This is a genomic window from Rhodopila sp., from assembly GCF_965276935.1.
GTDB lineage: Bacteria > Pseudomonadota > Alphaproteobacteria > Acetobacterales > Acetobacteraceae > Rhodopila.
In genome coordinates, this window is the sequence record NZ_CBDIBS010000003.1 from 1,375,245 (window position 1) to 1,391,413 (window position 16,169).

The 16,169-nt window shown below is 60.2% G+C and carries 13 protein-coding genes; all 13 read right to left on the minus strand.

The window, feature by feature from the left end:
• Positions 1-34: 34 nt before the first annotated feature.
• The gene (locus ACQY4S_RS14175; RefSeq protein WP_428485836.1) at positions 35-1,765 is read right to left on the minus strand and encodes a serine aminopeptidase domain-containing protein; all 1,731 of its coding nucleotides are present in this window, start codon (positions 1,763-1,765) and stop codon (positions 35-37) included.
• 230 nt (positions 1,766-1,995) lie between these two features.
• Positions 1,996-2,952, minus strand: coding sequence for a glycoside hydrolase family 16 protein (locus tag ACQY4S_RS14180; protein ID WP_428485837.1), 957 nt, complete (start codon positions 2,950-2,952; stop codon positions 1,996-1,998).
• Positions 2,953-2,958: 6 nt separating this feature from the next.
• On the minus strand, positions 2,959-4,239 hold the full coding sequence (locus ACQY4S_RS14185; RefSeq protein ID WP_428485838.1) for a hypothetical protein: 1,281 nt from the start codon (positions 4,237-4,239) through the stop codon (positions 2,959-2,961).
• Positions 4,240-4,434: 195 nt separating this feature from the next.
• Positions 4,435-5,598 (minus strand): hypothetical protein, encoded by a 1,164-nt coding sequence (locus ACQY4S_RS14190; RefSeq protein ID WP_428485839.1) that lies wholly within the window; start codon positions 5,596-5,598, stop codon positions 4,435-4,437.
• A gap of 145 nt (positions 5,599-5,743) precedes the next feature.
• A complete protein-coding gene (locus tag ACQY4S_RS14195) occupies positions 5,744-7,093 on the minus strand; it encodes a hypothetical protein (RefSeq protein WP_428485840.1) in 1,350 nt (449 codons plus the stop codon).
• Between the two features lie 11 nt (positions 7,094-7,104).
• Positions 7,105-8,358, minus strand: coding sequence for a glycosyltransferase family 4 protein (locus ACQY4S_RS14200; protein WP_428485841.1), 1,254 nt, complete (start codon positions 8,356-8,358; stop codon positions 7,105-7,107).
• Entirely contained in the window at positions 8,358-10,445 is a 2,088-nt protein-coding gene (locus ACQY4S_RS14205) for a GumC family protein (protein WP_428485842.1), read from the minus strand. The genes ACQY4S_RS14200 and ACQY4S_RS14205 overlap by 1 nt, the downstream gene beginning before the upstream one ends.
• Entirely contained in the window at positions 10,442-11,428 is a 987-nt protein-coding gene (locus ACQY4S_RS14210; protein WP_428485843.1) for an NAD-dependent epimerase/dehydratase family protein, read from the minus strand. Before ACQY4S_RS14210 ends, ACQY4S_RS14205 begins: the two co-directional genes overlap by 4 nt.
• A 79-nt stretch (positions 11,429-11,507) precedes the next feature.
• Complete coding sequence (locus tag ACQY4S_RS14215; RefSeq protein ID WP_428485844.1) at positions 11,508-12,332, minus strand: glycosyltransferase; 825 nt, start codon at positions 12,330-12,332, stop codon at positions 11,508-11,510.
• Between the two features lie 10 nt (positions 12,333-12,342).
• Positions 12,343-13,128, minus strand: coding sequence for a sugar transferase (locus tag ACQY4S_RS14220; RefSeq protein WP_428485845.1), 786 nt, complete (start codon positions 13,126-13,128; stop codon positions 12,343-12,345).
• A 66-nt stretch (positions 13,129-13,194) separates the two neighbouring features.
• Entirely contained in the window at positions 13,195-13,836 is a 642-nt protein-coding gene (locus ACQY4S_RS14225) for a hypothetical protein (RefSeq protein WP_428485846.1), read from the minus strand.
• Between the two features lie 18 nt (positions 13,837-13,854).
• Positions 13,855-15,249 carry a pyridoxal phosphate-dependent decarboxylase family protein gene (locus ACQY4S_RS14230; protein ID WP_428485847.1) on the minus strand — a complete coding sequence of 465 codons (1,395 nt, stop codon included), beginning with the start codon at positions 15,247-15,249 and terminating at the stop codon, positions 13,855-13,857.
• Positions 15,246-16,169 carry a homoserine O-acetyltransferase/O-succinyltransferase family protein gene (locus ACQY4S_RS14235; RefSeq protein WP_428485848.1) on the minus strand — a complete coding sequence of 308 codons (924 nt, stop codon included), beginning with the start codon at positions 16,167-16,169 and terminating at the stop codon, positions 15,246-15,248. Before ACQY4S_RS14235 ends, ACQY4S_RS14230 begins: the two co-directional genes overlap by 4 nt.

The window sequence follows — 16,169 nt, forward strand, 5'->3', positions numbered from 1 at the left end:
GGATGCCCTCCCGCGGCTACAATACGCACTATGCCTACGCATCCGCAACAGCTAAACTACGCGCTTTTGCAGGCGGTTGCACGCTGCATTCAGCCGGCAGAAAAGCAATGATGTGGCGCGCCACGACCTCGCGCATGAAGCTGCCGGTCATCGCATGGTTGAGTTCCGGCACCAGCGTGATGCGCGTGCCCGGTGGGGGATGCAGGCCAAACTCGCGGCGCAGGAGTTCGCCACTGATGTCGCCTTCGCAGATCAGGAACAACATCTTGACTTGCTTGGCCACGCGCGTCGCCAGCGATACATCCTGAGTAAAACCCGGCAGCCGACGGAACTTGCGCTCCAGCCAAGCCAGCCGGACACGCAGATTGAGGTCACCTGTTACCAACTTGAACAGGAAGATTTTCCAAAACGCTCGAGTATTCAGGCGTTGCAAAAAATGCGCCGGCTTGCGTACATCAAAGGTCAGGTCGTTGAGTGGAAATCCGGGCGTCCAGACAAAGAACGGCAGGTTGATCAGGACAGCATAGCCAATGCGAGGATCGGCACTGGCACCATGAAACGCATGGTAGGCGCCGGAGCACAGGCCGAAAATGGCGAATTGCCTGTAGTTCAGCGCCTCGAGGGCATCAATCGCCGCTGAACAGTCACCTGATCGATCTGTTTCGAAAACATGCTGATCGTTCGCCTGGCCGCTGTCACCCAAGCCCGCCAGATCGATCCTAAACGATGCCACGCCACCTCTCGCGAGATGCCGAGCGGTGTTAACGGCACCGCCGGCACAATGCGGATCACCACTCGCATTCACCATCAGAACGACAACCTCGCTACCGGATTGCCTCGGGCGGCACAGAACTCCGAACAAGTCTCGGGCAGGACCGAAGTATTGTGGTGTTTCGATCCAGTCCTCGGTTTCGACCACCGCAGAGCAATTGGGCAACAGCATGTCCGCCAGGGAACGATCCGGTATCGCATGGATTGCCCAGGAGACAATAGCAGCCACCTCCGCCGATCCCTCATGCATGGCGAAGGTAGGGCGAAGCAGCGGTTCCAGTCCGGCGAAGTCGTTAACCGTCAGCTCGACGCCACGGGTTTTCCAATCGGCCGCACAATGAGCAAGCACGGTCGAAGGTCGTGCGAATAGCGCCGTCTTGCAGGTCGGCGGCAGCACGATATGGCGCAACTCGACTTTGCTGATCAGCGCGACCGTCTCGGCGGAAAGATAGAACCGCCCGGCATCGATCCCGGTCCGGCTTGGGGTGCTTTCGATCGAGAGCTGGCGCATATAGGACCGCCCGCGCAGCACCGGGGCGAGCAAGATTAGTCCGGCTACTTCCGCACGAGCCGCGGCCACGGTCGCGGCAAGCAGCGCGCCAAATCGAAACCCACACAGAATGATGCGCCTGGCTCCGCAGTGCGCGCCGATCCACGCGATGGCCGCGCCAATATCCTGTTGCCAGCGAAGCCAGTATTCCGGTCCCTTGGCTGGATCAGGCGCGTCGCCGGTTCCGGCATAATGTAACCGCAGCGTTGGAAAGCCAGCATCGGCGAAAGCGTCGGCCAGCAGGCGGAGCGTCGTATACCCGCTTAATTCGTCGATCGTAAGACCTGGACAAATCACCACCGCGGTTGACATCGCGTCTGATGGCGGAACATGCAGCAGTCCAAAGCAGCTTTCGAAGCTAACCGGTAACATTAAGCTCTCCCCATTAACTTTAGTATAGTCTTTAGTTGAGAAGAACACCAGAACACAGGCATCGAACCCCAATCACATAATAGTTTTCACAGCAAAACGCGGTCCACGACTTTATATCGCAAGTATAATTTGTGATCGACATCTTGTTGGTTCATCAAAACGCGTTACCGCTGAAGCAGGTGCCGGAGAGCCTGACCGGCACTGCGGGTTACTGTCGCGTCAATGCCTCAAAAGCGGGCGTTGACCACGTGGTGCAGACCAATCAGACCATGATCAGTAGTCAGCCGCTATCGACTTGGCGATCATGGACGGGCGACCGGTCCTGGGCCGTCCGGTCCATAAAGCCGGACATAGCGAACGATCATATCATGCGGGCCGCCACTCGGCGGCCCACCGCCCTTCCAAGGCAGGCCGGCACTGACATCAAGAATGATGCCAAACGGTTGATCCGCCACCGCGGTCTCCGGCGTTACGACCCGCCCGACCTCCTTGCCATTGAAATAGATCACCTGTTGCTTGGTTGTTACGTAGCAACCCCAGGTATTGAATCCGGCTGACAGATCACCGGCGGCCGCCATGTTCACCACGTCGCGGGACGGAAAGTTGGCCGTGTCCGGCGATGTGTTCCAATGAATGGTGGCGTGCAAACGGTCGCTATCGCCAAAGCCTTCCTGCACATCGATTTCGTAGTCCCGCGCATGATCACCGGGATGTTTATGCGCGCCGGTCACCAGCCAGATGGCCGGAAACGGCCGCCCGACGCCGGCTGGCATCTTTGCCCGGGCCTCAAAGTAAAATGGCGGCTTGATCCGCACGGCATGGAAACTGTTGATCTGGCCCGCCAGCCACGGATGCATCTTGCGATCGCGCACAGCCATCGGCAACATCCTTGCCATAGCGGGTGACGGCGCCTCGGCGCGGATCCGCAGTCCCTCGGGCGTAATGGCGAACTGCCCCAGCCGTGGATAGCCGGCCGGCCAGCGATCGAAGGACGGATCGACGAACCAATCGTAGCCGTAGCCCGCGACGCCGCGTGGATCGTCGCTGTACCAGGCGCCAGGCGCCGCCCAGGTGCCCGTTCCATCCGCAAGACCATCATAGCTCGGCCCGCCGGTCCGCAGCGACAGCGTGGTGAACTCATCCGACCAGACCTGGTGGAAGCCGGCCGGGATCGGGCCTTCGGTCGCCGGCTCCTCCGCCGAGTAGCTCACTGCGAACGGGAGCAGCACAACCATGACCAGCGCGCGCTTTGCCAGCATAGGAATTCAGCTCTCCTGCAAGCGGTTGCCGTCAAGCACGAAGCGCGCCGCGTTCCAGCACAGCACCAGGATCATCGATAGACTGGTCGCCACGGCATAGACGCTGATCACACTGAACGAATCGACGGCGAAGCTCGTTGCCGCGCCCAGCATCGCAGCCGCAGTGATCGCCACCGTGGTCCACGACGAAAGATGGGATGCCCCGTCGAGCACGAGATAGGCGATGGAGGAGTAGCTTTTGTAAGCAATGATGGCACCAAACAGCAGGAAGCAGGGCAGGACTTGCAGCAATCCTCCGGGAGCGGGCAGATGCAGCAAGCGATCGACATAAAGTTGCGATGCCAGCAGGAGTGCTAGCGCAACCAGGGCGCCATAACCAAGCCCGATCATCAAGACGACTTTGGCAAGGGTCTGTTGCTGAGTAAAGGTTTTGCCGTTCCATGACAGGCGGATATAGCTCGACAGCGGCATCAGCAGCAGAATGACCGGCGTGAGAAAAGTTTGGAACAGCCGCACAATCGTGGCGAACCATGCCGAGGTCGTCGCGCTGGCGGTGGTTTGCAACCATACCATCGATAAGCTCAGCGTTGCCGTCAATAAGCCTTCGGCCATCGCGACAATTGTGCCCTCACGTATCACCCGCCACGCCGCGACGGGGCGTCCAGTCAGGAGATAAGCCCGGTCGCGCAGCAGCAGCCCGAGCGTGATCAGACTTGACAATATGGCATGGCCCTGCAGCACCAGCGCGGCCAAAATCAGGCTATGCCGGACCGCCGGTAGAAGAAAGCCGATGGTGTAGATACCCACCTGAAGGACAAACTGAGCCGTTGCCGTAACATAATGCTCGTTATAGGCAGAGCGCACGTTATCGAACGTGGTAAGAAAGATGCCGATAGCCGGCAACATTGATACTATCAGCACAGCGGTGCCGGAATCCCTCAGAGTGCAAAAAGCAGCGATGATGGCTAGGGCCAGGGCGAGCGCCAACGCATTTGCGCACACAAGGCTTGCGAAACCGTCCGCTTCGCCCACGCGATCGCCATTTGCATAGGCCTCGCCAATTAGGCGGCGCCCGAAAATGGAGAAGCCATTGATCAGAAACGTCGCCGCTATCGCCAAACCCATCGCGCTCAGCAGGTTGGCATAATCCTCGGTGCCTAGACCGAACCGAAGCAACGGCAGGAACCACAACACGCCGACCGCACCGGGAATGCGGGTCATGAAAATGGTACCCAGCGAGAACAGCAGCTTGCGGTGTTCGCGATTGATGCGGTGCGGCGCGATCATGCATCGACCGTTTCGTGAGCATCGGTGCGGATGGTCGCGTTGCCTGGATGGCCGACCGCTCGCCCGGCGTTCAACCAGCTTGAAAGCATGTCGCGAAGAAACGCGGCGTCGCACGAGAACGTGGAATTTGATCCGATGCGCACGAGACCAAACACGTCGTATCGGCTGGCAAAATCCGGACAAATCATTGCCATGTCAAACGGCCTGTTGCGACCGGTTGCGCGGAGCCCTATCCGCAATGTGGAATATCGGATTTCGTGCCGTAGCCGCCTTATGGCCGGCTAATTGAGCTACGAACCGTTCGCAGTCGGCGCGGGTCCAGACGAGATCGGTTGTTGGAATGGCCGCGGCGGCACGCTGGAGATCAGCATACAAATCCGGGGTCAAGCGCCGGAGGAACGGTTCAAGGTTTTTGGCTGGCGTGTCCAGCAGTACGCCCGCGCCGCGCGCTTGCAACCACTCCGCCGTTTGCGTTCCGGTGGCGGCAATCACCGGACGGTTAAAAAAACTGCCCTCATACAATCGGTTTGGCAGCAACCAGTCGGAGTTCAGACCTGCTTCGTAATAGTCGCATCCCCAGGTGAAATGCACGGCCTGATAGATGGTGGCGAGTTCGGCCTGTTGATATGGGCCGTGAAAGACCATGTTAGGCAGGGGGAGATGCCGATCGATCAGGGCTTGCAACGCCCGAGACGGTTTGCCACGCAGAGTGACATCAATAATGTCTGGCCCGCGCCTGGCCAATGCCAGCAGCATATGGAAGCTGTCGGCGCAACGGATGTTGCCGAACCAGCCAACGCGCCAGTGTGTGTTCGCTGGCCGGGCGAGCGGCGGTCGCTCGATCGCCGCATCAACCATGACGCGCTTGTTCTCGGCCAAGATCACGCGCGGCAAGTCGACGCCAAGCGTCCGGAAATGATGCGTCAGGAAGCCAGGCGAACTCACCACCAAGGCGGCGCAGCGATGGAGAATATGCTTTTCCCAGGCTAGCAGAAGCTTGGACGGCAAATTGGCGCCCGAGAGCGCGGTGTGTATATCGAGACACTCAAACACCAGCGGCACGGTTGCGTTGACCCGTTTGCGAGCCGCCAGGGCGATCGTGCACATTTCCAGGTTGCGGGCCAACAGCACGTCGCATCCGGCCACCCAGTCCCGCCACTGTCCAGCTTCAAGACAGCGGCGCAGCACCAGGGCGGCACGGCGTCCGAGCTTTCCATCATGGGTTTGGCCAAGGTCAACGGCCGGGACGCCATCAACGGTGGAGCAAGCCTGAGCCGAGCGCCGAAAGCCGAGGAGCTTTACCTCGGCGCCCCCCGCGCGCAACATCCGGACCCGCCGAACCACGGCGGCATCGGTCAAGTCCTGGGCAAAATAGGTAACTTGCATCAGCGCCTTCCCGGCCAAATATTTACGTTATCGATACGTCTTGGCGGATCGGCAAAAATATGCCGCATCCGGTCGGGTTCGATCGGGCGATTCTCACACCAGTTCAAGTTCACCGGACTCATCCATTATGGTCTGACAGTGGAATGGATAGGGCCGCTAATTTCGAGGGTAACCGGCCGTGGCCCGACAGGCGAACGGCCGGCACGACGCAGCGCAAGGGTGATCGGCGGATGACGGCGGGGGCGGATTCGCGCACCGGCTCATTCATGCTGAGCAGCATCAAGAAATACACCATTTCCATGTCAAACAAGTATCCACCGGTAAAATGGTAGACGACCGAAATGGCAGCCTTCAGCGGCATGTTTCCCCTGCTTCGGATTGCCGTAATGAAAAACACGACAAAAGCGACCATGGTCAGCAGACCATATTCATTGGTCAGTTTGAGCATTGGCCATGGACTGCCGTCTTCGGCGCCCGTTGAGCCGGACCCTGTCCCTGTCAACAGGTAGTGGGGGTCGAGCAGCAAGGCAAAAAGGCGCACAGCCGGCGTCAGCATGCGTTCGGAACCACTTGCCTTGCCATTGTCGAGTTCGTTAAGACGCGAAATCAACGGCAATGGCACATCCATCATGGACGCGACCACCAGCCCGACAACAAGAACAGTCACGAGAAGCAAGACAATACGAGGATTTTCACGAGCGAGCAAAAACGGGGCCGCCACCACCAGCATCGTCATGCCGGTGCCGCCAAAGCTCAGCACCGTGGCCAACATCATTAACCCGATCAGCAAAGGGCGGCGAAGATAGCTCAACTCACAGATCGCCGCCGAGGCGGTAAACATGGAGATGAAGGACGGTTCCAGAAAAAAGAATCCGTTCGGACGGGTGAAACTGGAGGTCCAGACCGGATACGGGGCGCTGTAGTAGAAGCCCTGCAACAGCACTGATTTGGGCAGCATCCTATCCATGCTAAGTGGATCAGGTCCGCCAGTCAGCTTTTGAAAGCCATATTGTATCAAGACGATCAGCGCCGGCAGGATCATGAATTTTACAAACCGGTCAAGCAGGCAGCGTTGATAGTCCGCTTCCGACAGGTCGGTGGTAATCGTCATCGCCGCATAGATCAGCATCAGTTCGAGAAAGCTTGGCATTGAACCAGCGCCCGCACCGGAGATTACCTGCGAGATCAAGCACACACCAACAAAGATCAGGTAGGTGGCTAATCTGGGAACGGAAAAGTTAATCCTTCTTGTAATCGCCATCCAACCAATGCCCGCGGTCATCACCAGCAATGGCGCGTTGATCTGGAACGTGCCGGAGCCCAAAGCAAGTTTTTGCAGAAACAGAACAGAGAACAGTTGAGTGGTGATGAAGCGGATCATCGACCGGTGGCGGGCGGTTAACGGCGAAGGCATCGTGATAATGCCGGCCCTGGCATAGGCCGCATCCGTTTCAGAGGCAGTCAGCACCGATGCCTGCCTCATTCCGCCACGGACGCCGGACGCACAAGGCGCGGGTCCGCCTTGGAAATGGCCGTTTGGCGGCGCATGGTGCGAGAGGGGCGGATAGCGCGAAACACGGCCTCGAACCGGTCGGTGATGGAGCGGAGGTCAAACGTTCTCTCGGCATAGGCGCGGCCATTGGCGCCCAGGTCCGCCCGCAAGGCCGGATCAAGCAGCAGCCGTTCGGCGGCGGCGAGAAATCCCGCCGTGTCATCGGGATCAACCACCAGCCCTGCATTGGCTCGCAGCACAGTACGCGCCGCCAGATTTTCCTTTGGCGCCGCAAGCAGGATCGGCCGTCCGGCACAGAGATACGATTGCACTTTCGAAGGCACGGCAAAGCTGCCTGCGTCGCTTTCAATGCTGGCGATCAGAACATCCCCCGTGGCCAGCACCTCGGGAAACCGAGCGGCCGGCTGGAGCGGCAAAAGCTTCAAGGCAGCCAGGGGGGGAGCGTTCTGCAAAAGCTGCATGCCGACGCCTTGCGCCACGACGGCAACCATGGCGGACAAATCGAGTTGCTTCGCCAGTTGCAGCAGCAGCATCGGATTGTGCTTGCGGCCGAGGGTGCCGGAATAAAGAAAGGTAAAGCGTTCATTCAGGCCATGCGTTCGCGCCCAGGCATTATCCTTTGGTCCGACCGGACAATCCTCCAGCGCGGCCCAATTCTCGATAACAGACACCTTGGCCGGATCGCCACTCCAGGCACCGGCCAGCGGGCTGAAATCGTCGGTGATCGCGATGATCGCGTCACTGCGGCGAAACTGGCTGCGATCGAGCCAGCGGTAGTAGCCGCCAATCGCCGCGCCGGCGCGGCCGATCTGCTTTTTCAGTAGCTTGGTCACTGCAATGCTGTAGATGTCCTGCAACCAATAGACGAAGCTGCTCCCTTCGTCCTTGCACCCCTTGATGATGAACTGCTGGGCCTCGGTCGGCGTGTTGCCGGAGATCACCACATCGGGGCGGCGAATTCGGATCAGATCGGCAACGCGCTTACCATAGGCACGGTCATGGGAGCGCCGCGCCAGCAGCGCGGTTTGCGCCACCACGCAATCGAGGCTCATTCCGATGACCTCCAGCGAGGCCGGGTCATCGGGGCGCCGGAACAGGCCTTTCGGCCCATGATTATCGGCGTAGTACGCGTGCAGCACGCGGTGGCCACGCGCCGCCAGTTGACGACTCAGGTGAATCTGAAACGGGTGACCGCAATAGTCGTGAACCATGATGTCCATTATGCTGGCGCCGGCAGATAGCCACCAAAGTAGTCCCCGCGTTGCAGGTGATTGGGTCGTACGCCTGTCAACAAGGTGAAGATCTTCAAACGGTCCGTCTCAGCGAACCGTCGCGTGGCCTCGCTGATTAACCCGCTCGCCAAGTAATTGGACCGCACGATGAACAGGATATGTTGGCATAGCTCAGCCATGATCATGGTATCGGCGACCCGCAGAACCGGCGGGCTGTCGAGCACCACGAAGTTGTATTCCCGCCTGGCATCCATCAGCAGGATGCTGAAGGCAGCGGACGACAGCGCCGCCATGGGATTGCTCGTGCTGCCATCAGAGAAGAGCAGGTCTACGCCAGAGAACGGATCCCGTATCACCGCGTCCTGCAACGTCACAGACCCGCTTAGTATGCCGTCCAGGAACCGGGTAGGGCGTTGACGCAGCGCGGCTGCCAACCGATGGCGGCGCAGGTCACCATCAATCAGCAGGACGCGATAGCCGTCTTCGGCAATACGATGCGCCAGGGCCGCCGCGATGGTGGTCTTGCCCTCGCCTACGTCGCTGGAGGTAACCAGCACCGTGGTTGCCAAGTCCTCGCCCGATGGCGGGCGTATCTTCAGCCAGATCGCGCGCAGGGTTTCGCCCACCATGGAGGTGGCCGGCGCGGCGATCAACTCGCGTGGTTTCTTCACCGCCGGCAGGCTGCCGAACACCGGCAAGCCGGTGGCAATCGCCATCTTGATCGTGGAGTTGATCTTTGTGCTGAAAGACTCGCGCAGGATGAGCAGGGCGGACGACAACAAAGCGCCAGCCACAAAGCCGAACAGCAAGGCCATTTTCATAAAGGAAGTGGCCGGCTCAAGGTCCGCCTTGAACAGGATCCGTGCCGATGGCAGCCCTGCCGCCGCAAGCATGGTTTGTTGGGTGCGCGTGCCGAAAGCAAGATAGAGCTGATGCTTGGCATCGGCATCATGGCGCAGCGTAAGCAGCGTCGCAGCGTCCACCGAGGACGACTGAGCCTGTCCTAGATCGCGATCAACAGCAGCTTCCGTCGCCTTGACGTTGGCCTGATCGATATCGACCTTGTAGCGCGTCGCATCCACGATGCGCTGTATTTCAAGCGTGACTTGTGCCTGCATGTCACTCAGTATCCGTTCGAACGCGACCCGGCGCGGATCGATTTGCGTCATCGATGCAAGCTGCTGCCTGACTTGCGACTCTCGATCCTTGTAGAATTGGATCGTTTTCGACTCGAGAGTTTCTTCGGCGCCAGCCCCACCGCCATGCAGCGTGGCCTTCAGGACGGCTTCCTGATTGGCAAGTTTCTGCTGCGCTACGGCAAGCTTCTCCTGGTCCTTGCTGAGCTGGATCGCAGCTGTGAGCGAGCCTTGCACCTCCGGGTGATTGTGGCGAGAGATGAAATCCGTGACCACATGCTCAGCGTTGTTGGCGTCCTTCTCCAAGCTGGCTGCCCGCTCGGTCAACCAGTTGTTGACCTGCGTGATTTGCACCTTCCGCCGGGCGATGTCGTTCGCCAGATAGACATCCATTACCGCATTGATGACTTCCGTCGCCCGAACCGGCGAGCCGGCCAGAAATCGGAGTGAGATCACGCTGCTATGGTCGGTCGCCGCCACTTTGAGGTGCTTGCCAATATAGTCGGCCGCCTGATCAACCGGACTCCGTTCAGACCCATTGCCCGACGAAGCAGCGAAGACGGCGGTGGCCGCCGCAAGATAGCCGTGCATCATTGCCAGAAAATGCTGAACAGCCAGCGGCAGCCGCAGAGCCGGCTTCAGGTCAGGCGCATCAACGAGGTGGTGATCGAGCACAACCTGGTTGATCAGGCCACGCGAGCGCAAAACCTCCAATTGTGTCAGGACAACACCGTCGTTGTTGCCGCCCGACGAGCCTACGCCAACCCCGAGTTCCGGCACGTTGGGTTCGCTGTTCTCGACAATCATGCCGCCGTCAGCGGCATATTCACGCGGCATGACCTTGGTCATGGCCACCGCCAAACAGGCGGCGACCAAACCGGACAGCATAATCAGCCATTTCCGGCGCAGCAGAAGGCCAAAGTCGAATTTGTCGTTCATGCAACCAACTTTTCGGCAGGAAAGTTGCGGCACACCTGCGTTTCGATCCAAGCATAGGTCTTCTCCAGACCTAGCCGCAGGGACTGACTCGGCGCCCAGTTCAGCTTCGCCGCGATGACACGATTGTCGGAGTTTCGGCCGCGCACGCCTGTCGGTCCGGAAATATGATTCTTGCTGATCCGTTTGCCGGCGATGTCGGCGACCAGATCGACCAGCCCGTCAATGGTGACCATTTCCTCGGAGCCGATATTCACTGGACCGGCAAAGTTTGACCGGAGCAGTCGCGTGCTGCCTTCCAGGCACTCATCAACATAGAGGAACGAGCGAGTTTGCTTGCCGTCGCCCCAAATTTCGATGGCATCCCCGTTTCTCGCCATGGCGATCTTGCGACAGATCGCCGCTGGCGCCTTTTCCTTGCCGCCGGTCCAGGTGCCCTCCGGGCCAAAGATATTATGATAGCGGGCAACAAACGCCTGCACGCCATAGTTTCGCCGGTAAGCAAGATATACCCGCTCGCTGAACAGTTTCTCCCAGCCGTATTCGCTGTCCGGCGCGGCAGGATAAGCCGAGGCTTCCGCGCACAGCGGGTTGTCCGGATCTTCCTGGTTATAAGCCGGATACATGCAGGCGGACGACGAATAGAAGACCCGTTTGATGCGACGCTTATGGCACGCATCGACCACGTTGAGATTGATGGTGGCCGAGTTGTGCATCACGTCGGCATCGTGCTCGCCCGTGAAGATGTAGCCCGCGCCACCCATGTCGGCGGCCAACTGGTAGACTTCGTCAAACGATTGGTCAATCATGGCGCGGCAAAAAGCCTGCTCGCGCAAGTCACCCAGCACGAAGTCGTCTGCTTCGCTTTCCGAATACTCGTTAAACTTGAGGTCGACGCCGCGTACCCAAAAGCCTTCGCGCTTCAAGCGACGCACCAGATGGCCACCGATAAATCCACCGGCACCACAGACCAGAGCAGTTTTCATTGTGCATTCCCCAAGATGGTCAAACTGTTGCCGCGCCGGTTAGCGGACGTCGTTCGCCGCAGGCTGATGTTCATCGGCATCAGCGCCATGCCATCGTTCTGCTCTTCAGGCGATGTACCGAAACAGCGCCGGCCAATCGAAACGTTGCATATGTCGCTGTACTAAAGGCGTATTGACGAAAACTGCTAAACCCCCGCATCCAGCAATACGTCCGAAACCGCACCTCATGTTGAAGATATCGCAGGCCGCGTCGCTGTGACCGTTGTTCCGTCCCGGTCAACATGCGCACCAGAACCTTTGGAATAACAGCAAAGCGCGCGTTCGCCAGCGCAAGCCGGACCCACAGATCCCAATCCGCCAACGGCGGATAGTTGCTGCGATAGCCACCTGCGGCGCGGAGCGTATCGGCACGAACCAGCATGCCGGCATGGGCAAGGATATTGCGCCACGCAAGCGCCTTGACGATCGCCTCATGGGTGGTGGGGGTCGCAAGGACGCGCGCCGGCTTTCCTTCCAGGACTTCTTCCGTCCAGCCGCCCACCAGGTCAACGGGATGCTGCCGCACATAGTCAAGTTGCACGGCTGAACGATCCGGCAGCGATTCGTCCGCGCTGTCCATGCACATGATCCAGGTGCCTGTGCAAGCGTTCAGGCCGATATTCAGGGCTTCCGGCAGATCGACGGTGCGCGCCAGGCGCAGCACCCTCACATCATTGATACGCGGATCGACGGCGTAACGCGCGACGATGGCCTCTTGTTCAGGTCCGCTCCGGCCGGTCAGCGTGAGAACAAGTTGTTGAACAGGTTGAACCTGGGCAAATATCGACTCAAGCGCGCGCGCGAAATGCTCGGGGCGCTGCTGCTGATAGGCGGCCATCAACACTGATATGGTTTGAGACATCATACGCCGGTCCTCAACGAGCTCCGCGGGCGCGCACGACGGCCGGCACCGTTTGGAGCATGATAACAAGGTCGGAAAGCAGTGTCCGGGAGCGTACGTAGCGATGATCAAGTAGAACGCGCAGATCATAATCAATATCATTGCGGCCACTGACCTGCCAGAGTCCGGTAACACCGGGCCTTACCGATGTCACAACATCAGCATGCGATCCGTAGCGTTCCCGCATTTCTTGCGCGGTCACCGGACGCGGACCGACCAGGCTCATTTCTCCCAACAGTACGTTCCAAAGCTGGGGCACTTCGTCAAGACTGGTCTTGCGTAGAAACGCTCCCAGCGGGGTAATCCGCGGATCAACCGCAAGCTTATTCTCCTGATTCCATTCCGGAACGACATGCGGATGATACTTGAGGTAGTCACGGAGACACTCTTCCGCCCCGACAACCATGGTGCGGAATTTCCAGCAGCCAAACATCACGCCGTGACGACCCACCCGCTTATGTGAAAAGAACACCGGCCCGCCATCCGTCGCGATCAGGCAGGCGAGAACAAGAATGACGGGAAGCAAGCAAACGAGCCCGAAAAGGGCGAGAATAACATCGAGATCACGGCGGCAAGCGTCCTCGACCAGACGATAGCAGTGACGCAGCAACATCGTCTTGGGCAACACACGTTCTCGGTCCGGGATCAGCGCGACGTCCGCGATGATGGGAACGTCAGTGACGAACGGCATATCCATAGCAACGGCAGCGTCAGCGACAAGCGCGACGTCGACGATTTCAAGTTGTATTGTTGCACTCATCACATGCCTCGTACGATTATGTCGTGCGGGTTGCCTCTCCTCGGTCTTGTCCCGTCCGCCGCATAATCAAGCGGCGAGAGTGAGATGCGGCACCGCCTCGATGAGAAGCGTACGGAACGCGACCCATAACCCGCGAATCCGGTCATCGGGGACGAGGTGGGCACACAAGGCGCCATGTCCTGCATCAGGGTTGCTGTCGAACTGGATGTGTTTAGTCAGGAAGTGCCGGAAGGCGTGCAGCAGTGGCGTGTTCCAGTCTCTGGCGCGCAGGAAAGCGTGGAAAATCGCTTCCAGGCCGCCGCCTTCATAGCTCGCGATGCTCATCGCCTTGCTCATCTCGTCCGTCGCGCGCACCTGTTTCAAGTAAAGCTCGCCAGCCCGCTCAACGCGGTGCCTGGCGGCGGCGTTGATGGGTGAAAGGCGCAGAGCCCGGGCCATGAATTCGTCGTGGTTCATCGCTTCACCGGGCGCGGCGACACCCGGCCAAGGTGACAGGTTGGCGGTATCGCATTCCTCGGCCTTCAGCTTTTGAAGCTGTGGATCATCTGGCAACAAGGCCAGCGTGACTTCCAGATTTTCACGAAACTGGATCGAAAAGTAGTAATATGCCCAGGCGACCAGTGACAACTGGTCAGGCGATAGCGTGGCCCAGTCGTATGCACAGATTTCTTCGATGACCGGACTGTACCCGGCGGTTAGAGTGTCCATTTTGGATTCCTTGCTAAGTCAAGTTGTTTCGGCCTGCATTAATGTGCTGACGAGGGCGGCGACGTCGTCCGCCGTTGTCAATCCGCTGGTAACGCACACGCGCATCACCTCACGTCCTTCGAAGCTTGCCACCGATACCCAGGCCCGTCCGGACGCCAGCACGCGTTCGACGATCGGGCGCACAGGCGCGGGCTGTGGCGGCAACAGGCAGAGCACGCCGGCGGGGGATGCATTGACCGTGCGCCAATCCCGTTCGGCCAGTTGCTGCCTGAGCAGATCGCTCATCGCCAGGGTTTGCTCGATATGCGCGGCGTAGCCTTCCCACCCCGCCGCGGCGAGCGACAGGAAAAGCCGCAAGCCGAGAAAGCGGCGCGACCATTGCATGGAACTCATATACGGATCGACGGCAGCAGCGCGCGATGGCATGTAGCTCGCCGCCACATGAAACGTGCTGCCGAGCAAGGCTGGGTGGCGGGTGACGAACATGCCGCAGCCCATGGTCGTCGCGAACCATTTGTGGCCATCCACAGTGACCGAGTCGGCACGCTCGATGCCCGCCAGATGATGCCGCCTGTTGGGCACGGCGATCAGTGCGCCAGCCCACGCCGCATCGACATGCAGCCATATGCCATATCGAGCAGCGAGGTCGGCGCACGCGTTCAGCGGATCGATCATTCCCGCGTTCGTGGTGCCGGCGGTGGCGGCGATCATAAATGGGCAGCAGTCGAGCGCACGGTCGGTTTCGATGGCATCCGCGAGCGCCGCCGGATCAAGCTGGCCATGCCCGTCGGTGGCCACCAGGCGCACCGCCGCACGACCAAGGCCGGCCTGGGCAGCGATCTTGATCCAGGCCAGATGGCTTTCGCGCGAGGCGTAAAACACCGGCTGGCCGGGGAACGCGCGCACGCCATGCTCGCCAAACGCTGGCGAGGCACGGCTGAGCGCCAGGAGAACGGCGGTGTAATTGGCTTCGGCACCGCCCGAGGTGAAATGACCCCCCGACCCGGTGGGCAGCCCCAGGCGCGCCGCAACGGCCGCGATGAGGTGGTTCTCGATGTCGACGGCGGCGGGCGAGGTGGTCCGGGTCGCCAGTTGCGGGTTGAACGCCGCCTCAATGCGGTCCGCGCACCGCGCGGGAAAGGTCGGCGACGGATTGAACAGCCCGAAGTAGCGCGGATGGTTCACGTGGACCAAGCCGTGCTCCATCTGATCAATCAGCCACGCCAGCGTCGCTTCGCAGGCACGCGGCGTGTCGAAGGTAAAGCCGGCAAGCTCGCGGGCAAAACGGCTGTGGTCGAAGCTCGGCACCACGGCGCCGGCAAGGACCCGCTGTTCCGCTGTATCGAGCATTGCGGTCAGCGCATGGTCGATGCGCTGGCGCTCCTGCCGCGGCGGGAACAGGGGCTGGCTCATTCCGCCGCCATCAGCGACATGGGCTGGGTCAGTTGGGCTGCGACGTGCTGGGTCTGCTGGGCCGCCAGCAGCATTGTCAGCCAGTTGCGATACATCTGCACGGCAGTCGACTTCCAGCTATGCGTCGGCAGGCTGGCACGCTCGAGGATGAGCTGACCGCGTGACTTGCTGCCGGCGGACGCGCAGTGGCGCAGTGCCTCGAGCTCCGCCGTGATTTGCTCATTGAAGTAGTTTGCCGGCACCGCCGGATAATGCATCCGGGTGCCCAGGTAGAAGCGCTCCACATCGCGACGGTATTCGCGCATCAGCACGCCGGCATCGTACTCGCCGTGGCTTTGGAAGAAGATGAACTGGCTACGCCGCACCTGCTTGGCAAAGGTGTCAACGCCGGCGCCCCGGGAGTCCGCCAGGACCTGGTAACCATTCGCCTCAAGCTCGTCGCGCAGCAGGTTGTTGTAGCGCGAGTGTGGCGCCAACCATGTGTCGGGCGTGGCCGCGAGCAGCGGATGATCGGCGACTTTAACAGCGGGATACAGGCCAAAGATCTTGCGGGGCTGCGGGTGGCGTTGCACGCCATCGAGGTGGAGCACGGCGGCATGGGCGGACAGGCAGGAGAAGATGACCGAGGTGGTTGTCCGTGCCGCCCAGTCAATCGTTTTGGTCAGCGGCTCCCAGACCGGCTCATCCGGCAAGGTGGCGGCTTTCGGCTCGCATCCGGTGATGATGAGCCCGTCGAAGTCATGCTTCTTGAGGTCGGCCAACTGCCCATAGTTGGCCGGGCGCGCGCCCATTAGCCGGAACCACTGGATGCTCAGGGGAATGCCGTCTCCGGCCGCTTCGCCCAGAAGCTCGCGGAAATGCCGTTCGGTGCCGCCGATCGCGGCGGGAGACATATTGTTAACGATCCCAATTCTGAGCAT